Origin of the sequence: Streptomyces sp. SAI-127 (assembly GCF_029894425.1) — a bacterium.
GTDB lineage: Bacteria > Actinomycetota > Actinomycetes > Streptomycetales > Streptomycetaceae > Streptomyces.
Genome location: NZ_JARXYJ010000001.1, coordinates 7,741,254 through 7,762,246, shown reverse-complemented (window position 1 = coordinate 7,762,246; position 20,993 = coordinate 7,741,254). Strand labels below are relative to the sequence as shown.

At 70.8% G+C, this 20,993-nt stretch carries 18 protein-coding genes; 7 read left to right on the top strand and 11 right to left on the bottom strand.

Features of this window, described 5'->3' with window-relative positions:
• Positions 1-65: 65 nt before the first annotated feature.
• Positions 66-752, bottom strand: a complete 687-nt coding sequence (locus M2157_RS35645; RefSeq protein WP_280856944.1) for an SIMPL domain-containing protein — start codon at positions 750-752, stop codon at positions 66-68.
• Positions 753-879: 127 nt separating this feature from the next.
• Between M2157_RS35645 and M2157_RS35640 the strand changes: the two genes are divergently transcribed.
• The gene (locus tag M2157_RS35640) at positions 880-2,679 is read left to right on the top strand and encodes a 5'-nucleotidase C-terminal domain-containing protein (protein WP_280856945.1); all 1,800 of its coding nucleotides are present in this window, start codon (positions 880-882) and stop codon (positions 2,677-2,679) included.
• Here the strand turns inward: M2157_RS35640 and M2157_RS35635 are convergent.
• From M2157_RS35635 to M2157_RS35605, 7 genes are all read right to left on the bottom strand, one after another.
• Entirely contained in the window at positions 2,676-3,824 is a 1,149-nt protein-coding gene (locus M2157_RS35635) for a GDSL-type esterase/lipase family protein (RefSeq protein WP_280856946.1), read from the bottom strand. The two genes, M2157_RS35640 and M2157_RS35635, sit on opposite strands and share 4 nt — an antisense overlap.
• 50 nt (positions 3,825-3,874) lie before the next feature.
• A complete protein-coding gene (locus M2157_RS35630) occupies positions 3,875-5,296 on the bottom strand; it encodes a SidA/IucD/PvdA family monooxygenase (protein ID WP_280856947.1) in 1,422 nt (473 codons plus the stop codon).
• Entirely contained in the window at positions 5,293-6,702 is a 1,410-nt protein-coding gene (locus tag M2157_RS35625; RefSeq protein ID WP_280856948.1) for an aminotransferase class V-fold PLP-dependent enzyme, read from the bottom strand. Before M2157_RS35625 ends, M2157_RS35630 begins: the two co-directional genes overlap by 4 nt.
• Before the next feature lie 116 nt (positions 6,703-6,818).
• Positions 6,819-9,314, bottom strand: coding sequence for an aminopeptidase N (pepN, locus tag M2157_RS35620; RefSeq protein ID WP_280867272.1), 2,496 nt, complete (start codon positions 9,312-9,314; stop codon positions 6,819-6,821).
• A 56-nt stretch (positions 9,315-9,370) separates the two neighbouring features.
• Positions 9,371-9,925 (bottom strand): response regulator, encoded by a 555-nt coding sequence (locus tag M2157_RS35615; RefSeq protein WP_280856950.1) that lies wholly within the window; start codon positions 9,923-9,925, stop codon positions 9,371-9,373.
• A gap of 138 nt (positions 9,926-10,063) precedes the next feature.
• Positions 10,064-10,414, bottom strand: coding sequence for a chorismate mutase (locus tag M2157_RS35610; RefSeq protein ID WP_059206094.1), 351 nt, complete (start codon positions 10,412-10,414; stop codon positions 10,064-10,066).
• Between the two features lie 673 nt (positions 10,415-11,087).
• A complete protein-coding gene (locus M2157_RS35605) occupies positions 11,088-11,960 on the bottom strand; it encodes an AraC family transcriptional regulator (RefSeq protein WP_280867271.1) in 873 nt (290 codons plus the stop codon).
• An 84-nt stretch (positions 11,961-12,044) separates the two neighbouring features.
• Here M2157_RS35605 and M2157_RS35600 point away from each other — a divergent pair, with 84 nt between their 5' ends.
• Entirely contained in the window at positions 12,045-13,814 is a 1,770-nt protein-coding gene (locus tag M2157_RS35600) for a beta-galactosidase family protein (RefSeq protein WP_280856952.1), read from the top strand.
• A 37-nt stretch (positions 13,815-13,851) separates the two neighbouring features.
• On the top strand, positions 13,852-14,733 hold the full coding sequence (locus M2157_RS35595; RefSeq protein ID WP_280856953.1) for a hypothetical protein: 882 nt from the start codon (positions 13,852-13,854) through the stop codon (positions 14,731-14,733).
• A gap of 39 nt (positions 14,734-14,772) precedes the next feature.
• On the opposite strand, the gene M2157_RS35590 is transcribed toward M2157_RS35595, so the two are convergent.
• Complete coding sequence (locus M2157_RS35590; protein ID WP_280867270.1) at positions 14,773-15,678, bottom strand: SDR family oxidoreductase; 906 nt, start codon at positions 15,676-15,678, stop codon at positions 14,773-14,775.
• A gap of 22 nt (positions 15,679-15,700) precedes the next feature.
• Positions 15,701-16,441, bottom strand: coding sequence for an SDR family oxidoreductase (locus M2157_RS35585; RefSeq protein WP_280867269.1), 741 nt, complete (start codon positions 16,439-16,441; stop codon positions 15,701-15,703).
• 54 nt (positions 16,442-16,495) lie between these two features.
• On the opposite strand from M2157_RS35585, the gene M2157_RS35580 reads away from it, so the two are divergent.
• The 4 genes from M2157_RS35580 to M2157_RS35565 are packed head-to-tail and all read left to right on the top strand — an operon-like array spanning position 16,496 to position 19,831.
• Positions 16,496-17,254 carry an enoyl-CoA hydratase family protein gene (locus M2157_RS35580; RefSeq protein ID WP_280867268.1) on the top strand — a complete coding sequence of 253 codons (759 nt, stop codon included), beginning with the start codon at positions 16,496-16,498 and terminating at the stop codon, positions 17,252-17,254.
• A complete protein-coding gene (locus tag M2157_RS35575; RefSeq protein WP_280856957.1) occupies positions 17,251-18,066 on the top strand; it encodes a CoA-transferase in 816 nt (271 codons plus the stop codon). Before M2157_RS35580 ends, M2157_RS35575 begins: the two co-directional genes overlap by 4 nt.
• The gene (locus M2157_RS35570; protein WP_280867267.1) at positions 18,063-18,779 is read left to right on the top strand and encodes a CoA-transferase; all 717 of its coding nucleotides are present in this window, start codon (positions 18,063-18,065) and stop codon (positions 18,777-18,779) included. The genes M2157_RS35575 and M2157_RS35570 overlap by 4 nt, the downstream gene beginning before the upstream one ends.
• Positions 18,780-18,781: 2 nt before the next feature.
• A complete protein-coding gene (locus tag M2157_RS35565; protein WP_280858977.1) occupies positions 18,782-19,831 on the top strand; it encodes a nitronate monooxygenase in 1,050 nt (349 codons plus the stop codon).
• Here M2157_RS35565 and M2157_RS35560 read toward each other — a convergent pair.
• The gene (locus M2157_RS35560; protein WP_280856959.1) at positions 19,815-20,972 is read right to left on the bottom strand and encodes an acetyl-CoA C-acetyltransferase; all 1,158 of its coding nucleotides are present in this window, start codon (positions 20,970-20,972) and stop codon (positions 19,815-19,817) included. The genes M2157_RS35565 and M2157_RS35560 overlap by 17 nt on opposite strands.
• Positions 20,973-20,993: the final 21 nt, after the last annotated feature.

Here is a 20,993-nt window from a genome sequence, read left to right as displayed (position 1 = left end):
ACAAGCGTTGAAGTGTGCACCATCCCGCTCTGATGAGCATTTCGTTTGCAAATCCCAACTGTCGCTCACAGCCTCGGCGGTGCCATGGTGAAGCGTGCGTTGACCTGGGCGTGGACGTGTTGGCGTTGGGGTTCGAGGTCGAGGGGGGCGGCTGAGGTGTCCGCCGCGGCTTCGTAGGCCATGGAGCGTGCGCGGCTGGCCTTGCCGACGAAGCGGGGTTCGGGGTCCTCGGCGCCGATGTCGGCGAGTTCGACAAGGGCCGCCAGCGACGTGCCCAGCGCTTCCGCGTACTCCCTCGCCCGCTGGACCGCTTCCCGTACGGCCTGTTGCCGGGCTTCGCGGTAGGCGGGTGAGTCCCGTCGGAGGGCCCACCATGGGCCGTCGACCGTCGTCAACTCCTGGTCGGCCAGCCTGGTCGTGAGTTCACCCAGTGCGGTGAAGTCGGTCAGTTCCGCCGTGATGTGGACGCGGCCGTGGTAGGCGTGGACGCGTTCGCCGCGGCCGTGTTCCTTGAGTTCCGGGGTGACCGAGAAGGAGCCGGTTTCCAGGCGTTCGACTGCGTCGCCGTAGGACTTCAGCAGGTCCAGGACGCCGGCGTTGCGGCGGGTGAGGTCGTCGAGGGCGGTGCGGCGGTCCTTGCCGCGGGCGGCGACGGTGACGCCGATGCGGGCGATCTCGGGGTCGACTTCGAGGTGGGCCTCGCCGCGGACGGCGATGCGGGGGGCGTCGGGGGTGCCGTAGGGAACGGTCATAACGACCCACTCTGTCAGTTTTTAGGTGTTGGGTCATCAGATCGAAACCTGCGAGACCTGTTGCCGTTGGGCATGACCGGGTCAGAATCTACGCGCGTCGTTGACCGTTCCCCGAGGAGATCAAGACATGCCCTTGAACCGCAGGAAGTTCCTGGAGAAGTCCGCCGTGACCGGTGCGGGTGTCGCGCTGGCGGGTGCCGTGGGCGCTCCGGCGGCTCAGGCCGCGGAGGCGAAGATGGGACACGAGAAGCGGTACTCCCTGACGGTGATGGGCACGACCGATCTGCACGGTCATGTCTTCAACTGGGACTACTTCAAGGACGCGGAGTACAAGGACTCGGCGGGCAACGCGCAGGGTCTGTCCCGGATCTCGACGCTGGTGAACCAGGTCCGTGCGGAGAAGGGCCGCTGCAACACGCTGCTCCTTGACGCGGGCGACACGATCCAGGGGACGCCGCTGACGTACTACTACGCGAAGGTCGACCCGATCACGGCCAAGGGCGGTCCCGTCCACCCGATGGCCGCGGCCATGAACGCCATCGGGTACGACGCCGTGGCGCTGGGCAATCACGAGTTCAACTACGGCATCGAGACGCTGCGGAAGTTCGAGGAGCAGTGCGACTTCCCGCTGCTGGGTGCGAACGCGCTGGACGCGAAGACGCTGAAGCCCGCTTTCCCGCCGTACTTCATCAAGAAGTTCCATGTGAAGGGCGCGCCGCCGGTGAAGGTCGCGGTGCTGGGTCTGACCAACCCGGGTATCGCGATCTGGGACAAGGCCTATGTGCAGGGCAAGTTGACGTTCCCGGGGCTTGAGGAGCAGGCGGCGAAGTGGGTGCCGAAGCTGCGGTCGCTGGGTGCGGACGTGGTGGTCGTGTCGGCGCACTCGGGTTCGTCGGGGACGTCGTCGTACGGTGACCAGTTGCCGTACGTCGAGAACTCGGCGGCGTTGGTGGCGCAGCAGGTGCCGGGGATCGACGCGATTCTGGTCGGGCATGCGCATGTGGAGATTCCGGAGCTGAAGGTCACCAACACGAAGACCGGGAAGACGGTCGTGTTGTCGGAGCCGTTGGCGTATGCGGAGCGGTTGTCGCTGTTCGACATCGAGTTGGTTTTCGTGAAGGGCCGTTGGTCGGTCGAGTCGGTCTCGTCCAAGGTGCTCAACTCGAACTCGGTCGCGGACGACCCGAAGATCACCAAGCTGTTGAAGGCCGACCATGACGTGGTCGTGAAGTACGTCAACCAGGTCGTCGGTACGGCGACGCAGACGTTGACGACGGTCGAGGCGCGTTACAAGGACGCTCCGATCATCGACCTGATCACGAAGGTCCAGGAGGATGTGGTCAGGGCGGCGCTGGCGGGCACGGAGTACGCCTCGCTGCCGGTGATCGCGCAGGCGTCGCCGTTCTCGCGGACCTCGGAGATCCCGGCGGGCAAGGTGACGATCCGGGATCTGTCCAGCCTGTACGTGTACGACAACACGCTGGTGGCGAAGCTGCTGACGGGTGCGCAGCTCAGGGCGTACCTGGAGTACTCGGCGGAGTATTTCGTGCGGACGGCGGCGGGTGCGGCGGTCGACGTGGAGAAGCTGACGAACGCGAACAATCGTCCGGACTACAACTACGACTACGTGTCGGGGCTGTCGTACGACATCGACATCGCGCAGGTGGCCGGTTCGCGGATCAAGAATCTGACGTACAACGGTGCCGCGTTGGACGACGCTCAGAAGTTCGTGTTCGCGGTGAACAACTACCGGGCGAACGGTGGCGGCGCGTTCCCGCATGTGGCCTCCGCAACCGAGGTGTGGTCGGAGTCGACGGAGATCCGGACGCGGATCGCGGAGTGGGTGACCGCGAAGGGTGTGCTGGACCCGAAGGACTTCGCGTCGGTGGACTGGAGGCTCACGCGCGACGGTACGCCTGTGTTCTAGAGGTCCAGCAGGGTGATGTCCACGGCGTCGGCGATGGCTTTCGCGCCGGCGTCGTTGACGTGCAGGCCGTCGCCGGCGTTGAACTCGTCGTGGATCCGGTCGGGTTGGTCCGGGTCCGCGACGGCGGCGGCCACGTCCACGATCCCGTCGAAGGGGTGGTCGTCGCCGAGCAGCCAGGCGTTGACCTCGGCGCGTACGGCCTGGCCGCGCTCGGTGTCGTAGCCCTCGTGGACGGTGCCCTTGTAGGGGCCGATCGTGGAGCCGATGACGGTGAGTCCGGCGGTGTGGAGGCGGTCGGCGAGGGTGGTGAGGCCGGCCTTGAACTCGGCCGTGGTGGGGCCTTCGGCGGGTTCCGGGTGGGCGAAGTGACCGGGCAGGCCGAGGTCGTTGAGCCCGATGTGGATGATGACGTGGCTGACGCCGGGGACGGCGAGGACGTCGTGGTCGATGCGGGCCAGGAGGTGCTCGCCGATCTCGTCGGTGAGGAGCCGGTTGCCGGAGATGCCCGCGTTGACGATCCAGCCGCGTTGCAGGCGGCGGCTGAGCTGTCCGGGAAAGCTGTTGTCGGTGCCGGGGGTGGTGGCGGCGCCTTCGATCCAGGAGTCGCCGAAGGCGACGGCGATGCGGGTGCCGGCCGGGGCGAGGACGTCTGCGCCGGCGAGGAGGTGGCCGGTGGCGAACTCCTCGGGGTCTTCCAGTGCGGTGGCGGACAGTTGGTTGCCGGGGACGGCGTGTCCGGTGTCGTAGGGCATGGCGGTGAAGGTGGTCGGTCCGGTGTCGCCCGGCAGGTAGAGGCTGAGGGTGAGTTCCTCGCCCGCGCTCACGGGGAGTTCGACGGGGTCGCTGATCGTCTCCTCGCCGGCGGGGATGGTGATGGTGGGGGTGCCGGAGAAGCGGAGCGGGGTGTCGCTGCCGGGGTCGATGCCGCTGCCTTTGGTGCGCAGCGCGAGGTGGGCGCCGCCGATCTCCAGGGGGGTGGAGCCGTAGCGGTTGGTCAGGTGGATGCGGACGGCCTCGCCGCCGCCGGCCAGGCGCAGGGACTGGCGGACGGTCTGGTCGGTGAAGCCGCGGGACTCGAAGAGGGCGAGGTTTTCGTGGGGGTTGATGGCGGCGGCGCGGTGGGCGGCGGTCCAGGTGGTCGTCATGTCGGAGCCAACCGGGCCGGTGTCCGGGTTCTTCCGCCGCGGCCGGTTTTTTACCGTCCCTCGAGCAGGGGGGTGAGGGTGGGGGCCTGTCGGGCGGGTGGGATCTGGGGGCGGTGTTCGAGGCCGAAGGTGGTGAAGGCCGTGCGGGCGGGGAGGGGGTAGGCGTCCTTGCCGGTGACGGTGTTGAGGATGGTGGCGCTGCGCCAGGCGGCGAGTCCGAGGTCGGGGGTGCCGACGCCGTGGGTGTGGCGTTCGGCGTTCTGGACGTAGACGTGGCAGTCGGCGCCGGAGATGGACGGGTCGAGGACGAGGCGGAAGTGTTCGTCGACGCGGGGGCGTTCGCGGCTGTCGCGGCGCAGGTAGGGGTCGAGTCCGGCGAGGATGCGGTCGAGGGGGCGTTCGCGGTGGCCGGTGGCGAGGACGACGGCGTCGGTGGTGAGGCGGGAGCGGGTGCCCTGCTGGATGTGTTCCAGGTGGAGTTCGATCTTCGTTGTGGAGATTCTGCCCGCGGTGCGGACGCGGACGCCCGGGGTGAGGACGGCGTCGGGCCAGCCGCCGTGCAGGGTGCGGCGGTAGAGCTCGTCGTGGATGGCGGCGATGGTGTCGGTGTCGATGCCGCGGTGGAGCTGCCACTGGGTGGTGCCGAGTCGGTCGCGGACGCTTTCCGAGAGGGCGTGGAAGTAGCGGGTGTAGTCGGGGGTGAAGTGTTCGAGGCCGAGTTTTGAGTACTCCATGGGTGCGAAGGCTTCGGTGCGGCCGAGCCAGTGGAGGCCTTCGTGACCGGTGGGGCGGTTGCGGAGCAGGTCGAGGAAGACCTCGGCGCCGGACTGTCCCGAGCCGACGACGGTGATGTGGTCGGCGGCGAGGAGGGTCCGGCGGTGGGCGAGGTAGTCGGTGGCGTGGATGACGGGCACGCCGGGGGCCTCGACGAGGGGTTTGAGGGGCTCGGGTACGTGGGGTTCGGTGCCGATGCCGAGGACGATGTTCTTCGTGTACGTCCGGCCGAGTGCTTCGGCTTCGCCGTCGGTGTCGAGCTGGGTGAAGTCGACTTCGAAGACGTCGCGTTCGGGGTTGAAGCGGACGGCGTCGACCTGGTGGTGGAAGTGCAGGCCGGGGAGGTTCTCGGCGACCCAGCGGCAGTAGGCGTCGTATTCGGCGCGCTGGATGTGGAAGCGCTCGGCGAAGTAGAAGGGGAAGAGGCGCTCGCGGGTCTTGAGGTAGTTGAGGAAGCTCCAGTGGCTGGCGGGGTCGGCGAGGGTCACCAGGTCGGCGAGGAACGGGACTTGGATGGTGGCGCCGTCGATGAGCAGCCCGGGGTGCCAGCCGAAGGCGGGGCGCTGTTCGTAGAAGACGGCGTCGAGGGCGGTGAGGGGCTGGGCGAGGGCGGCGAGGGAGAGGTTGAAGGGGCCGATGCCGATGCCGACGAGGTCGCGGGGTGCGTCGGGCTCGTGGTGTGGGGGGCGGGGGTTCATCGGGGGGTGGTTCCTTCCACGAGTTGCAGGAGTCCGGCGAGGTCGGCCGGCTGCGTGGTGGGGTTGAGGAGGGTGACCTTGAGCCAGAGCCGGTTTGCTGCGCGGGCTCGGCCGAGGACGGCGCGGCCGTCGGTGAGGAGTTTTCGGCGTACGGCGGCTACGGCGTCGTCGGTGGCACTCGCCGGTCGGAACAGGACCGTGCTGATGGTGGGGGGTTCGTGGAGTTCGAATCCGGGGTGGTCGTGGACGAGCTGCGCGAACTCCCGTGCTCGCTCGCAGACTTGGTCGACCAGTGCGCCGAGTCCTGTGCGTCCCAGGGTTTTCAGGGTGACGGCGATCTTGAGGATGTCGGGGCGGCGGGTGGTGCGCAGGGAGCGGCCGAGGAGGTCGGGGAGGCCGGCCTCGGTGTCGTCGTCGGCGTTGAGGTAGTCGGCGCGTTGGTGGAGGGCGGTGAGGTCGTTGCCGTTGCGGACGGCGAGGAGTCCTGCGGCGACCGGTTGCCAGCCGAGTTTGTGCAGGTCGAGGGTGACGGTGTCGGCGGCGGTGAGTCCGTCGAGCTTCCCTCGATGCCGGTCGCTGAAGAGGAGGGCTCCGCCGTAGGCCGCGTCAATGTGCAGCCGTGTTCTGTGGGCCGCGCAGAGGCGGGCGATCTCGGGGAGGGGATCGATGTGGCCGGTGTCCGTGGTGCCTGCGGTGGCGGCGACCAGGAGGGGGCCTTGGCCTTGGAGAGTCGTGAGGGTGCTTTCCAGGGCTGCGGGGTCGAGGGTGGGGAGGGTGACGGGGTGGGGCATCCCGAGCAGCCAGGCGGCGCGTGGGAGCGAGTGGTGGGCGTTTTCGCCGCAGATCAGCTGGACACCGGGGCCGTGGATTTCGCGGGCCAGGAGAAGGGCGAGCTGGTTGGATTCGGTGCCGCCGGTTGTTACCAGGGCATCGTCGTCGGCTGCGGGATGGTGGGGGCTGGTCGCGCAGTTCCCCGCGCCCCTGGGTGGGTTGCCGTACACCTCACTCGCAAGGTGCCGTGTCACCAGTGCCTCCAGCTCTGACGCCGCCGGAGCCTGGTCCCAGGAGTCGAGGGACGGATTCAGCACTGAAGCGGCCAGGTCTGCCGCTGCGGCCACCGCAAGGGGTGGGCAGTGCAGGTGGGCCGCGCAGAGGGGGTCGGCGGGGTCGGCGGCGCCTTCCGCGAAGGCGCGCACCAGGTGCCGTATGGCGTCCGGATCTCCCTCGTCCGGGAGGACATCCCCCAGCGCGTCCCGCACCCGATCCGCGACCGCCCCCGGTCCACCCGCGGGCAGGGGGCCGCCCCTCAGGCGGGCCCCCTCCTCCAGCGCGTCGAGAACCGTGTCGAGCAACGGGCGCAGGGCGTCACGGCCTTCGGGGCCCGAGGCCAGGGGCGGCGTGTTCATCGTCGACCTCCGGGGGCGCTGGGGGCTTCCAGCTTGGACGCGGTTGCGTGGGCGCGCCCGGAGAGTTCAACGATCCTGACCCGAAAGGGGGTACTCCCGTACGGGGAAAACCCGCTCTACATCTGCCTCACGCGCAACGCCCGTCCCAGGTCGTCGAGTTGGTCGATCAGCTTGCGGCGCAGGGCGGGGATGGGGTCGGCGTCGCGCAGACAGGCCTGGCCGAGGGCCTGGTTGTCCTCGTCGATGGCGTGGTCGGGGAACGCCCAGCGGCCGGCGGCGTCGGCGATGGCGGGGCCCCGGCGGGCGGCGAGGGCGACGGCGTCCTCGTAGTAGCGGGGCACGTACTGCCGTACGAGTTCGGTCTGTTCGGGCTGCCAGAAGCCCTGGGCGGTGGCGGTGAACAGGTAGTTGGAGAGGTCGTCGTGGGTGAACATCGCCTCCCAGGCCTGTGCCTTGGACTCCTCGGTGGGGAGGGCGGCGCGGCAGCGGGCGGCGCCTTCCTGGCCGGTGGCCGAGGGGTCGCGTTCCAGTTCGGCTGCGATGGCGGTCTCGTCGGTGGCGCCGAGGACGGCGAGGCGGGCGAGGACGCGCCAGCGCAGTTCGGGGTCGAGTTCGGGGCCGCCGGGGACGGTGCCGTCGGCGAGCCAGGCGGCGATGGTGTCGGGCTGGGAGGTGACGTTGATGCAGTGGCGGACGGCGATCAGGCGCAGGCCGGGGTTGTCGCCGTCCTCGGTGCGGCGGATGAGGTCGCGGCAGAGGGAGGAGAGGGTGGCGAGGGCGGCGGGGCGCTGTTCGTGGGTGACGTAGCGGTCGGCGACGTAGGTGGAGGCGAAGGCGAGGACGCCCTGGACGAGGGCGAGGTCGGTCTCGTGCGGGAGGTGGGCGCGGGCCGCCTCCAGGTAGGCGGTGGGCGGGAGTTCGCCGTCGCGGACGGCGTCCCGGAGGGCGTTCCAGACGACCGCGCGGGTCAGCGGCGAGGGCAGGCCGGAGAGGCTCTCGGTGACCGCTTTGAAGGACTCGTTGTCGAAGCGGACCTTGGCGTAGGTGAGGTCGCCGTCGTTGAGGAGCAGGAGGGCGGGGCGCTTGCCGATGGGCAGTGGGCCCTGGGAATCGGTCTGGGGGACGTCGAGGTCGAGGCGTTCGCGCAGGACGAGGTGGCGGCCCTCGTCGGCGACGTCCTGGTCGTAGAGGCCGACGGCGATGCGGTGCGGGCGGCTGCCCTTGTGCTCCACCTGGAGGGTGTACGTGCCTTCCTCGGCGCGGGTGACGGTCGGCCGGAGGGTGTCGACGCCGGTGGTGCGCAGCCAGGCGTCGGCCCAGGCGTGGACGTCGCGTTCGGTGGCGGAGGCGAGGGAGTCGATGAAGTCGGCGAGGGTGGCGTTGTCGAACTTGTGGCGGGCGAAGTGGGTGTTGATGCCTGCGAGGAAGTCCTTCTCGCCGAGCCAGGTCACCAGTTGCCGGAGTGCGGAGGCGCCCTTGGCGTAGGAGATGCCGTCGAAGTTGAGGAGGGCCGAGGCGGTGTCGTTGACTTCCTCGGGGGCGACGGGGTGGGTGGAGGGGCGCTGGTCGGCGTCGTAGCCCCAGCCCTTGCGCATGACGCCGAAGTCGACCCAGGTGTCGGTGAAGCGGGTGGCTTCGGTGAGGGTCTGGTAGCCCATGTACTCGGCGAAGGACTCGTTCAGCCAGATGTCGTCCCACCAGCGCAGGGTGACGAGGTCGCCGAACCACATGTGGGCCATCTCGTGGGCGATGACCATGGCGCGGGTCTGGCGTTCGGTGTCGGTGACGGCGGAGCGGTAGACGAACTCGTCGCGGAAGGTGACGAGTCCGGGGTTCTCCATGGCGCCGGCGTTGAACTCGGGGACGAACGCCTGGTCGTAGGAGTCGAAGGGGTACGGCTCCTCGAACTTCTCGTGGTAGCGGTCGTAACACTGCCGGGTGATCTCGAAGAGTTCGTCGGCGTCCGCGTCGAGGTGGGGCGCGAGGGAGCGGCGGCAGTGGATGCCGAAGGGCAGGCCGCGGTGTTCGGTGCGCACGGAGTGCCAGGGGCCGGCGGCGACGGCGACGAGGTAGGTGGAGATCAGGGGGGTGGGGGCGGCCTGCCAGAGGCCCTCGCCGAGGTCGGTGGTGATGCCGTTGGCGAGGACGGTCCAGTCCTCGGGGGCCTTGACGGACAGGTCGAAGACGGCCTTGAGGTCGGGTTGGTCGAAGGCGGCGAAGACGCGCTGGACGTCGTCCATGAACAGCTGGGTGTAGACGTAGGTCTCGCCGTCGGTGGGGTCGGTGAAGCGGTGCATGCCCTCGCCGGTGCGGGAGTACCGCATGACGGCGTCGATGCGCAGTTCGTGCTCGCCGGCGGTCAGGCCCTTGAGGGGCAGCCGGTTCTCCTCGAGGGTTTCCGGGTCGAGGGGGCGGCCGTCGAGGGTGGCCTCCCGCAGTTCGGCCGGCTTGAGCTCGACAAAGGTGTCCGCTTCGGCGCGCGCCGTGAACCGGACGACGGTCTGTGACTCGAAGGTCTCGTCGCCGGTGGTGAGGTCGAGCGCGATGGTGTAACGGTGAACGTCGAGGAGCTTGGCACGGGTCTGCGCTTCGTCGCGCGTCAGTACGGACATGCAGGACATGCTGCCTGATGGCAGGGGCAACTCACAGAGGCGGATCGGTACACGCCTTATGTCCGGTCCTGTTCGAGCTCCCCGGTGTGCGCCCCTTGTCCGCGCTGCACCGGTACCCGGGCATCCGGGTGGGGCAGGGGCCTGCGGGCGGCGTTCTCCTGGTCGCTCTCGCCGTGGTCCTTGACGAGAGCGCGTAGCTCCCGCACCTCGTGTTCGAGGGCGAGGTGGCGCCGGTGGGCGTCGAAGAGGTAGCGGACCTTGGTGCGCAGGGCCCAGGGGTCGATGGGTTTCATCACGAGGTCGGCGACGCCGAGGCCGAAGGCGGTGGAGGTCAGTTCGTGGTCGGCGCCGAAGCCGGTGAGCAGGACGACGGGGATGTGCTGGGTCTGTTCCAGACGCCGCATGTAGCGGACCACGTCGAGGCCGCTGACGCCGGGCATCCGCACGTCGAGGAGCAGGAGGCCGACCTGGCCCCGGAGCACCTGCTTGAGGGCCTCGTCCCCGCTGGTGGCGCGGGCGAGCCGGTAGCCCAGCGGGGCGAGGGCACTCTCCAGGGCGTAGAGCGTGTCCTCATGGTCGTCGACGATGAGGATCTTGGCATCCGAAGGCATGGCCCGACGTCCCTCCCTCGCGGACAGCCAGCCTACGCCCGCGTCCTGACGCGGAGTGCTCGCGGGCTGACAAGGAGTGCACAGCGCAGCATGCCGCTTGCGGGGCGCCGTGTCACCTCCCCGGGGCGTCGGTCGAGGTCAATTGGCCAGTGGGGTGGAGCCGTTCACGGTGTCCTCGGCGATGCGCTCGTGGTGCCTGATCACCTCGGCGATGATGAAATTCAGGAACTTCTCAGCGAAGGCCGGGTCGAGTTTGGCGTTCTCGGCGAGGGTGCGCAGCCGCTCGATCTGGCGGGCCTCGCGGGCCGGGTCGGCGGGCGGCAGCTGGTGGCGGGCCTTGAGGTGGCCGACCTGCTGGGTGGCCTTGAAGCGCTCGGCGAGCATGTGGACGACGGCCGCGTCGATGTTGTCGATGCTGTCCCGCAGACGGGCGAGCTCCTCGCGGACGGCGGGGTCGACGTCACCGGATCCGGTGTTGCTGGTGGTCATGAGCGACAACCCTACGGGCGCGGGGTCAGCGGATCGCAGGCGGATCGGCCGATCGGCGGCGTGGACGACCAGACCTTCGGCGGACCGCCCGATCGGGAGCGTGGGGCGGCATCCTCGGTGGATTGACCCGATCGGGAGGGGGCGGTCAGGTCCTCGGTGGATCGGCCCGACCGGTCGTGTGAGTGGCAGAGTCCACGGTGGATCGGCCCGACCGGTCGTGTGGATGGCAGAGTCCACGGCGGATCGCCCCGACCAGCAGCGCGGGCGATCAGATCCTCAGAACCGGCCCGACCGGTCGTGTGAGTGGCAGAGTCCACGGCGGATCACCCCGACCGGCAACACAGGCGATCGGATCATCGGCGGGCCACCCCGACCAGCAGCACGAGTGGCCAGGCCCACGGCGGGCCACCCCGACCAGCAGCGAGGGGTCAGGCCCACGGCGGACCACCCCGACCAGCAGCACGAGTGGCCAGATCCACAGCGGACCGCCCCGACCGGCAGCATGGGCGACCAGACCCGAAGCACACCGACCCAACCCGCAGCCCAGCCCACCAAACCCGAAACACACCCACCCAACCCGCAGCCCAGCCCACCAAACCCGAAACACACCCACCCAACCCGCAGCCCAGCCCAGCCCAGCCCAGCCCACCAGCCGACCCCGGCACATGACCGATCAGATCCGCGGCGGATCGTCCGGATCCGGTACCTGGTTGCTCCAGCCGCCGGGGACCGTCCGGCTCTCCTGGGCGCGGAAGCGGACCGGGGCCATGCCGACGCGGCGGGTGAACAGGCGGGAGAAGTAGGCGGGGTCGTCGTAGCCGACGCGGCGGGCGATCGAGGCGACGGGGAGTTCGGTGGCGGCGAGGAGTTCCTTGGCGCGGCCCAGGCGGATGCCGAGGAGGTAGTCCTTGGGGCTGCACCCGGCGCCCCGGCGGACGGCGGTGCGCAGTTCGGCGAGGGTCATGCCGTGGCGGGTGGCGTGGTCGGCGACCGACATCGCTTTGAAGGCGTCGCGGGCGAGGGCCTTGAGGACCGGGTCGCCGTCGGGGGCGAGGTCGGCGCGGGCGCGGCGCAGGGCGACGAGGAGTTCGTGGACGGCGGCGCCGGTCTCCACCTCCAGGAGGGGGTTGTCGCGGCGGGCTGCCCGTGCGATGCGGGCGATCACCGCGCGCGGTCCGGTGGCGTCGGACAGGGGCACGACAGGGCGGTCGGGCTCGATGTACCCCAGTTCGGTGTACGTGGCGGTGGCGGGCCCGGTGAAGCCGACGAAGCCCTCGTCCCAGCCGGCCCCCGGGTCGGGCGCGTAGTGGTGCGGGACTCCGGGTGTGAGCCACAGCAGCGCGGGCGCGGTGACTGTCGTGCGCCGGCCGTCGGGAGTCTCGTACCACCCGGTTCCGGTGCTGATGACGACGGCGACGTGGCTGTCGAGGGTGCGGGGACCGACGGTGGGCAGCGGGCCGTACTGGAGTCCGACCCCGAGGCAGACCAGGCCAAGGCGGTGATGGACGGGGCTGGGCGTGAGGAACCGCATCCACGTGTGGTACATCGCGCTCCTTGCCTGCGCTTCGGTCCAAGCAGCGACGATCTTTGTCCATGGACCTGGCCGCCGCCAGTCGTGAGGGTGGAGCCTATGAGCGAGTTCACGGTGGGTGAAACCGATTTCCTGCTGGACGGACGGCCGGTGCGGCTGCTGTCCGGCGCGCTGCACTACTTCCGCGTGCACGAGGCCCAGTGGGGGCACCGGCTGGCGATGCTGCGGGCGATGGGCCTCAACTGCGTGGAGACGTACGTGCCGTGGAACCTGCACGAGCCGCACCCGGGTGAGTTCCGGGACGTGGAGGCGCTGGGCCGGTTCCTGGACGCGGCCCGGGAGGCGGGGCTGTGGGCGATCGTCCGCCCGGGCCCCTACATCTGCGCGGAGTGGGAGAACGGTGGTCTGCCGCACTGGCTGAAGGGTCACGCGCGCACGGGCGACGAGGTGTACCTGGGGCAGGTGGAGCGCTGGTTCCGGCGGCTGCTGCCCCAGGTCGTGGAGCGGCAGATCGACCGCGGCGGCCCGGTGATCATGGTTCAGGCGGAGAACGAGTACGGCAGCTACGGCTCGGACGCCGCGTATCTGCTGCGGCTGGCGGAGCTGCTGCGCGCGGAGGGCGTCGCGGTGCCGCTGTTCACCTCGGACGGTCCCGAGGACCACATGCTCACCGGCGGCTCGATTCCCGGTGTCCTCGCGACGGTCAACTTCGGCTCCGACGCGCGGACGGCGTTCGAGGCGCTGCGCCGGTACCGCCCGGACGGTCCGCTGATGTGCATGGAGTTCTGGTGCGGCTGGTTCGAGCACTGGGGCGGCGAGCATGTCGTACGGGACGCAGGGGACGCGGCCGCGGCGCTGCGGGAGATCCTGGAGTGCGGCGCCTCGGTGAACCTCTACATGGCGCACGGGGGCACGAACTTCGCCGGCTGGGCGGGCGCCAACCGGGGCGGGGGCGCGCTGCACGACGGTCCGCTGGAGCCGGACGTGACGTCGTACGACTACGACGCGCCGATCGACGAGTACGGCAGGCCGACGGAGAAGTTCTGGCGCTTCCGTGAGGTGCTGGCGCAGTACGGTCCGGTGGCCGACCTGCCGCCCGCGCCCGGGGTGCTGGAGGCGGGCGGTGACGTGAACCTGTCCGAATGGGCGTCCCTGTCCGCCGTGCTGGAGGAGCGTGGCGGGCCGCTCCACGAGGGTCCCGTCCCGCCGACCTTCGAGGAGTTGGACGTCGACCGGGGGCTCGTGCGGTACGAGGTGACCGTGCCGGGGCCGCGGCAGCCGTATCCGCTGACCGCGCGGGGGCTCAGGGATCTCGCGGTGGTGTACGTCGACGGGGAGCGGGCCGGGGTGCTCACCGAGGAGGACGTCGAGCTCAAGGAGCCGGTCGCGGGGCACGCGCGTGTGGAGCTGTGGGTGGAGTCGCTGGGGCGGGTCAACTACGGGCCGCGGAGCGGGGAGGGCAAGGGGATCACCGGGGGGCTGCTGCACGAGCGGCAGTTCCTGCACGGGGTGCGGGCGCGGGGGCTGCGGCTGGACGCGCTGGACTCCGTGACCGGGGTCGGCTTCCGGGAGGTCCCGGGGGGTGGCTCGCCGGGGCTGTACCGGGGTGAGGTGTCCGTGCGGGGCGCCGGGGACGCGGTGCTGGAGCTGCCGGGCTGGACCCGGGGGTTCGTGTGGGTCAACGGCTTCAACCTCGGCCGGTACTGGTCGGCGGGCCCGCAGCGGACGCTGTACGTGCCCGGTCCCGTGCTGCGGGAGGGCGGCAACGACGTGTGGGTGCTGGAGCTGGAGGAGGCACCGGTGAACGGGACCGTGCTGCGGCTCCGTGCGCCCGGTCCGACCCACGAGAATCCGCTCACGACCTCGTAGAGTGGAATCGGGTTCAGGGCGTCTTGGGGGTACGGGCGTGACGAACGACGGACCGGTCCAGCACGGCTACCCGCATCTGGAGACGGTGCGGGCGTCGATCAACGCGCTCTACAAGCGGCTGTCCTACGACACCGTCCAGGCGTTCGCGACGAGTGTGGCGCCGGTGGACGTGGCGTTCTGCGACACCGACGATCTCTATCTCGGCGCGCAGCGGGTGGCGCGGGAGCTGGTGCGGCACTACCGGCTGCCGGACGCCCGGTTCGTGGTCAGCTTCCGGGAGATGACCCACGCGGCGAACGTCGAACTCACCGCGGGCCCCGAGTACTTCGTCGAGCTGAACGACCGTTTCCGCTCGCATCGGCGGGACATCGGCGCGGCGCTGGCCCACGAGGTCATGCACGTGTATCTGCACCGGCTGGATCTCTCCTTCCCGGGGGTGCGCGAGAACGAGATCCTCACGGACACGGCGGCGACGTATCTGGGGGCGGGGTGGCTCCTGCTGGACGCGTACCGGGAGGACGCGGCGTCGTCGCAGAAGCTGGGGTATCTCACGCCGGAGGAGTTCGGGTACGTGCTGGCGAAGCGGTCGCTGGTGTTCGGGGAGGATCCGTCGGTGTGGTTCACCAGTGCGCAGGCGTACACGGCGTATGTGAAGGGGATGGCGCAGGCCCGCCAGGACTCCGAGCAACCACCCCTCACCGCGGCGGGCTGGGCGGGCCGGCGCCGCTACGCACGAGACCGCCGCCACGCGCCCGGCCCCCAGCCGGGAGTCCCCTACACCTTCACTCCGGACGGCCCCGGGCGCCTGCGGGTGTCGTTTCCCTGTCCTACCTGTCATCAGCGGATCCGGGTTCCGGTGAGGGGGCGGGTGCGGGCGCGGTGTGCTCTGTGCCGGACGGTTCTGGAGTGTGACACGTAGGGGTGGCGGACCCGGTCAGGCCCCATACATCGGACCCGGTCACGCCCCGTACACCGGGCCCGGCGCCTCCGCCTCGCCGAGCAGCTTCAGGGTCGCTTCCCCCGCCTCCGCGGGGGCCCACCTCGCCCCCTTGTCGGCGGTCGGGCCCGCCCGCCAGCCCTCCATCACCGTGATGCGGCCGCCCTCCGCCTCGAAGACCCGGCCCGTCACTCCCGCGCTCGCCTCGGAGCCCAGCCAGACCACCAGCGGTGACACGTTCTCCGGGGCCATCGCGTCGAAGCCGTCGGTCGGGGCCGCCATCGTGTCGGCGAACGTCTGCTCCGTCATTCTCGTCCGGGCCGCGGGGGCGATCGCGTTGACCTGGACGCCGTAGCGGGCGAGTTCGGCCGCCGCGACCAGGGTGAGGCCGACGATCCCGGCCTTCGCGGCGCTGTAGTTGCCCTGTCCGACCGAGCCCAGCAGGCCAGCTCCGCTGCTGGTGTTGATGATGCGGGCGGTCGGCGTGCGTCCCGCCTTCGCCTCCGTCCGCCAGTGTGCCGCCGCGTGCTTCAGCGGCAGGAAGTGGCCCTTCAGGTGGACCCTGGTCACCGCGTCCCAGTCCTCCTCGTCTAGGTTCACCAGCATCCGGTCGCGCAGGAAGCCGGCGTTGTTGACGAGGGTGTCGAGGCGGCCGTACGTCTCCAGGGCCGCCTCGACGAGGGACGCGGCACCGTCGGTCGTGGCGATGTCGCCGCCGTGGGCGACCGCCTCGCCGCCCGCCGCGCGGATCTCCTCGGCCACCAGGGAGGCCGGGCTGTCGGGGCCCGGGGTGCCGTCGAGGCCGACGCCGAGGTCGTTGACGACGAGCCGTGCTCCCTCGGCGGCGAAGGCGAGGGCGTGGGCGCGGCCGAGACCGCGGCCCGCGCCGGTGACGACGACGACCCGGCCGTCGCAGATTCCGGTCATCTCACGTCTCCTTGTTGATGGTTCACGTCTCCTTGTTGACCGTTGCGGCGTCGAGGAACGCCGGCCGTTCCCCGCCGCCGTGCACCAGCAGTGAGGCCCCGCTGATGTACGCGGCGGCGTTCGAGGCGAGGAACACGGCCGCCGCCCCGACGTCCGACGGCTCGGCGAGGCGCCCGAGCGGGACCGTGCGGGAGACGGCGGCGATGCCCTCGTCGTCGCCGTAGTGCAGATGCGACTGCTCGGTGCGGACCATGCCGACGACCAGGGTGTTGACGCGCACGTCCGGCGCCCACTCCACGGCCATCGAGCGGGCGAGGTTCTCCAGGCCCGCCTTGGCCGCCCCGTACGCGGCCGCGCCGGGCGAGGGCCGGCCGCCGCTGACGCTCCCGATCATGACGATCGAGCCGCGGGTCCGTTTCAGGTGTTCGTAGGCGGCCAGCGACACCGTCAGCGGGGCGAGGAGGTTCAACTCCAGCACGCGGAGGTGCCGTTCGGGTCCGGCGTCGGCGAGCAGCCGGTAGGGCGCTCCTCCCGCGTTGTTGACGAGTACGTCCAGGCGCGGCAGTTCGGCGAAGAACTGCCGTACGGCGTCCGCGTCCCGGACGTCCAGGCTCACGAAGCGCGTCTTCGGCAGCGGGACTTCGGGCGGTCTGCGTGCGCAGACGACGACCTCGGCGCCCGCCTCCGCGAAGGAGCGGGCGATCCCGGCGCCGACTCCACGCGTCCCGCCGGTGACGGCCACGACCCTCCCGTTCAGCTCCATTCACCGCTACCCTTCACCTAACAAACGTTTGGTGGAAAGGTAGCTGATGCTTCCATGGGTGTCTCCACCTCGCCCCCGGAAAAGGGGCCGGAAAAGGACGGGATCGCCGTCGTCACGGTCGACTTCCCGCCGGTGAACGCCCTGCCGGTGGACGGCTGGTTCGCCCTGGCCGACGCGGTGCGCGCGGCCGGCCGGGATCCTCGGGTGCGGTGCGTGGTGCTGGCGGCGGAGGGACGCGGGTTCAACGCCGGGGTGGACATCAAGGAGCTCCAGGCGCGGGGCCCGGGAGCACTCGTCGGCGCCAACCGCGGCTGTTTCGAGGCCTTTTCGGCGGTGTACGAGTGCGAGGTGCCCGTCGTCGCGGCCGTGCGGGGATTCTGCCTGGGCGGCGGCATCGGGCTCGTGGGCAACGCGGACGTCGTCGTGGCGACCGAGGACGCCGTCTTCGGGCTGCCCGAGCTGGACCGCGGCGCGCTGGGCGCGGCCACGCATCTGTCCCGGCTGGTCCCGCAGCATCTGATGCGCGCCCTGTACTACACCTCGCGCACGGTGACGGCGGCCGAGCTGCACGCGCACGGATCGGTGTGGCGGGTGGTGCCACGCGCCGAACTCGACGCGGCCGCACTGGAGCTGGCCCGCGAGATCGCCGCCAAGGACGGGGAGCTGCTGCGCCTGGCCAAGGCCGCCATCAACGGCATCGACCCGGTCGACGTGCGCCGCAGCTACCGCTTCGAGCAGGGTTTCACCTTCGAGGCGAGCGTCAGCGGGGTCGCGGACCGGGTCCGGGACCGGTTCGGGAAGGAAGAGGCATGACCGACAAGACGATGACCGCCGACGAGGCCGTCTCCCGCCTGCGCAGCGGCATGACCCTCGGCATCGGCGGCTGGGGGTCCCGCCGCAAACCCATGGCCCTGGTCCGCGCGTTGCTGCGCTCCGAGGTCACCGACCTGACGATCGTGGCGTACGGCGGCCCCGATGTCGGCATGCTCGCCGCCGCCGGACGGATAAGGAAACTGGTCGCCGCCTTCGTCACGCTCGACTCGATCCCCCTGGAACCGCACTACCGCGCGGCCCGCGAGGCCGGTGCCTTCGAGCTCATGGAGATCGACGAGGCGATGTTCATGTGGGGTTTGCACGCGGCCGCGAACCGGCTGCCGTTCCTGCCGGTGCGTGCGGGGCTCGGCTCGGACGTCATGCGGGTCAACCCGGGCCTCAGGACGGTGACGTCGCCGTACGACGACGCGGAGACGTTCGTCGCGGTGCCCGCCCTGCGCCTGGACGCGGCCCTGGTCCACGTCAACCGTGCCGACCGGCAGGGCAACGGGCAGTACCTGGGCCCCGACCCCTACTTCGACGACCTCTTCTGCGAGGCGGCGGACGCGGCCTACCTGTCGTGCGAACGGGTCGTCGACACCGCCGAGTTGACGAAGGAGGCGGCTCCGCAGTCGCTGCTGATCGGACGGCACACGGTGACGGGGGTCGTGGAAGCCCCGAACGGCGCCCACTTTACGTCCTGCGCGCCCGACTACGCCCGGGACGAGGCCGCCCAGCGGGAGTACGCGACCACCCCCTGGCCGGAGTTCGCCGAGCGCTGGCTCGCATCCTCCGAAGGGGCCGGCTCATGACCGTCACCCGTGCCGAGTACTGCGTGATCGCCTGCGCCGAGGCCTGGCGGGGCGACGGCGAGGTGCTGGCGAGCCCGATGGGTCTGATCCCGTCCGCCGGCGCCCGGCTCGCCCGGCGGACGTTCTCCCCCGACCTCCTCATGACCGACGGCGAGGCCCTGCTCGTGGACATCGACGGCACCGTCGAGGGCTGGCTCCCCTACCGCCGGCATCTCGCCCTCGTCACCGGTGGCCGCCGGCACGTGATGATGGGCGCGAGCCAGATCGACCGGTACGGCAACCAGAACATCTCGTGCATCGGCGACTGGGCACGGCCGAAGCGGCAGTTGCTCGGGGTGCGGGGAGCACCGGTCAACACCCTCAACAACCCGACCAGTTACTGGGTGCCGAGGCACTCCCGGCGGGTCTTCGTGGAGAAGGTCGACATGGTGTGCGGGGTGGGGTACGACCATGCGGACGGTGCCCCCTGTCACCGCATCCCCCGGGTCGTCTCCGACCTGGGTGTCTTCGACTTCGCGACGCCGGACCACTCGATGCGGCTGGCGTCGGTGCATCCGGGGATCACCGTGGCACAGGTGCGGGAGGCCACCGGGTTCGATCTGGTGGTGCCGGACGAGGTGCCGTACACGCGCGAACCGACCGAGCGGGAGCTGCGGTTGATCCGTGAGGTGATCGATCCGCAGAACACCCGGTCCAGGGAGGTCGGCGACTGATGCTGGAGACCGCGTTCACCCGGCTGGTGGGTGTCCGCCGTCCGATCGTGCAGACCGGGATGGGGTGGGTGGCGGGCCCGCGCCTGGTGTCCGCCACGGCGAACGCGGGCGCGCTCGGCATCCTGGCCTCCGCGACCATGACGGTCGACCGGCTCCGGGATGCCGTACGGGAGGTGAAGTCCCGTACGGACGCCCCCTTCGGGGTCAATCTGCGGGCCGACGCGGCGGACGCCGGTGACCGGGTGCGCGTGATCGTCGACGAAGGGGTGCGGGTGGCGTCCTTCGCCCTCGCGCCCTCCGCCGAACTGATCGGCGCGCTCAAGGAGGCCGGGGTGGTCGTCGTCCCATCCGTCGGGGCCCGGCGGCATGCAGAGAAGGTCGCGGCGTGGGGCGCGGACGCGGTGATCGTGCAGGGCGGCGAGGGCGGCGGGCACACCGGGGAGGTGGCGACGACGGTCCTGTTGCCGCAGGTGGTGGACGCGGTGGACATCCCCGTCGTGGCGGCGGGGGGCTTCTTCGACGGGCGGGGGCTGGTCGCGGCGCTGGCGTACGGGGCGGCGGGCGTCGCCATGGGCACCCGTTTCCTGCTCACCTCGGACTCGACGGTGCCGGACGCGGTGAAGACGCGCTATCTGGCGGCGACGGTCAAGGACGTGACGGTGACACGGGCGGTCGACGGCCTCCCCCACCGCATGCTCCGCACGGACCTGGTGGAGTCCCTGGAGAACACGGGCCGTGCGCGCACCCTGCTGCGCGCCACGCGGCACGCCGCCGCCTTCCGCAGGCTGTCCGGCCTGACCTGGCGGCAGCTGCTCCACGACGGCCTCGCGATGCGCCACGGCAAGGACCTCACCTGGAGCCAGGTCCTGCTCGCCGCCAACACCCCCATGCTGCTCAGGTCGGCGATGGTGGACGGCCGTACGGATCTCGGAGTCATGGCCTCCGGGCAGGTCGCCGGGGTGATCGACGACCTGCCGTCGTGCGCGGAGCTGGTGGAGCGGATCATGAAGGAGGCGGAGGAGGTCCTGACCGGCCTCACAGCCTCTCGATGATCGTCACGTTCGCCTGTCCTCCGCCCTCGCACATGGTTTGGAGGCCGAACCGCCCGCCGGTGCGTTCCAGTTCGTGCAGCAGGGTCGTCATCAGCTTCACTCCCGTCGCCCCCAGCGGATGCCCGAGGGCGATCGCGCCGCCGTTGACGTTGACCTTCTGCGGGTCGGCGCCCGTCTCCTTCAGCCAGGCCAGGACGACCGGGGCGAAGGCCTCGTTGATCTCGACGAGGTCGATGTCGTCGATGGTGAGACCGGTCTTCTTCAGGGCGTGGGCGGTGGCCGGTATGGGGGCGGTGAGCATACGGATGGGGTCCTCGCCGCGTACGGAGAGGTGGTGCACGCGTGCGCGTGGCGTGAGGCCGTGTTCGCGCACCGCCCGCTCCGAGGCCAGCAGCATGGCAGCCGCCCCGTCGGAGACCTGCGAGGAGCAGGCCGCGGTGATGGTGCCGCCCTCGATCACCGGCTTCAGGCCGGCCATCTTCTCCAGCGACGTGTCCCGGCGCGGGCCCTCGTCGACCGCGACCTCGCCGTAGGCCACCGTCTCGCGCTCGAAGCGGCCCTCGTCGATGGCCCGCAGGGCCCGCCGGTGGGACCGGAGCGCGAACTCCTCCTGATCCTCGCGGCTGATCCCCCACTTCCCGGCGATCATCTCGGCACCGACGAACTGGTTCACCGCCCGGTCCCCGTACCTCGCCCGCCACCCCTCACTGCCCGCGAAGGGCCCCTGGGTCAGCCCGAGCGGCTCGGCGGCCTGCCGGGTCGCGAAGGCGATCGGGATCATCGACATGTTCTGCACGCCGCCGGCGACGACCAGGTCCTGCGTCCCGGACAGCACGCCCTGCGCGGCGAAGTGCACGGCCTGCTGCGAGGACCCGCACTGCCGGTCCACGGTCACCCCGGGCACCTCCTCGGGCAGCCCGGCAGCCAGCCACGAGGTCCGCGCGATGTCCCCGGCCTGCGGCCCGACCGCGTCCAGGCAGCCGAAGACGACATCCTCCACGGCGGCCGGATCGACCCCCGCCCGCTCCACCAGCGAGACCAGCACCCGCGCACCCAGATCGGCCGGGTGGACCCCGCTCAGTCCTCCCCCGCGCCGCCCCACGGGCGTACGGACCGCTTCGACGATGTAGGCCTCGGCCATGTCAACTCCCTCGGACGAAAG

What these genes read in the sequence shown, in the direction of transcription:
- M2157_RS35605 (WP_280867271.1), bottom strand. Translation starts at nt 11,960, where the DNA reads ATGTACCACACGTGGATGCGGTTCCTCACGCCCAGCCCCGTCCATCAC.
- M2157_RS35615 (WP_280856950.1), bottom strand. Translation starts at nt 9,925, where the DNA reads ATGCCTTCGGATGCCAAGATCCTCATCGTCGACGACCATGAGGACACG.
- M2157_RS35580 (WP_280867268.1), top strand. Translation starts at nt 16,496, where the DNA reads ATGGGTGTCTCCACCTCGCCCCCGGAAAAGGGGCCGGAAAAGGACGGG.
- M2157_RS35585 (WP_280867269.1), bottom strand. Translation starts at nt 16,441, where the DNA reads ATGGAGCTGAACGGGAGGGTCGTGGCCGTCACCGGCGGGACGCGTGGA.
- M2157_RS35590 (WP_280867270.1), bottom strand. Translation starts at nt 15,678, where the DNA reads ATGACCGGAATCTGCGACGGCCGGGTCGTCGTCGTCACCGGCGCGGGC.
- M2157_RS35645 (WP_280856944.1), bottom strand. Translation starts at nt 752, where the DNA reads ATGACCGTTCCCTACGGCACCCCCGACGCCCCCCGCATCGCCGTCCGC.
- M2157_RS35640 (WP_280856945.1), top strand. Translation starts at nt 880, where the DNA reads ATGCCCTTGAACCGCAGGAAGTTCCTGGAGAAGTCCGCCGTGACCGGT.
- M2157_RS35635 (WP_280856946.1), bottom strand. Translation starts at nt 3,824, where the DNA reads ATGACGACCACCTGGACCGCCGCCCACCGCGCCGCCGCCATCAACCCC.
- M2157_RS35600 (WP_280856952.1), top strand. Translation starts at nt 12,045, where the DNA reads ATGAGCGAGTTCACGGTGGGTGAAACCGATTTCCTGCTGGACGGACGG.
- M2157_RS35570 (WP_280867267.1), top strand. Translation starts at nt 18,063, where the DNA reads ATGACCGTCACCCGTGCCGAGTACTGCGTGATCGCCTGCGCCGAGGCC.
- M2157_RS35610 (WP_059206094.1), bottom strand. Translation starts at nt 10,414, where the DNA reads ATGACCACCAGCAACACCGGATCCGGTGACGTCGACCCCGCCGTCCGC.
- M2157_RS35630 (WP_280856947.1), bottom strand. Translation starts at nt 5,296, where the DNA reads ATGAACCCCCGCCCCCCACACCACGAGCCCGACGCACCCCGCGACCTC.
- M2157_RS35625 (WP_280856948.1), bottom strand. Translation starts at nt 6,702, where the DNA reads ATGAACACGCCGCCCCTGGCCTCGGGCCCCGAAGGCCGTGACGCCCTG.
- pepN (WP_280867272.1), bottom strand. Translation starts at nt 9,314, where the DNA reads ATGTCCGTACTGACGCGCGACGAAGCGCAGACCCGTGCCAAGCTCCTC.
- M2157_RS35560 (WP_280856959.1), bottom strand. Translation starts at nt 20,972, where the DNA reads ATGGCCGAGGCCTACATCGTCGAAGCGGTCCGTACGCCCGTGGGGCGG.
- M2157_RS35575 (WP_280856957.1), top strand. Translation starts at nt 17,251, where the DNA reads ATGACCGACAAGACGATGACCGCCGACGAGGCCGTCTCCCGCCTGCGC.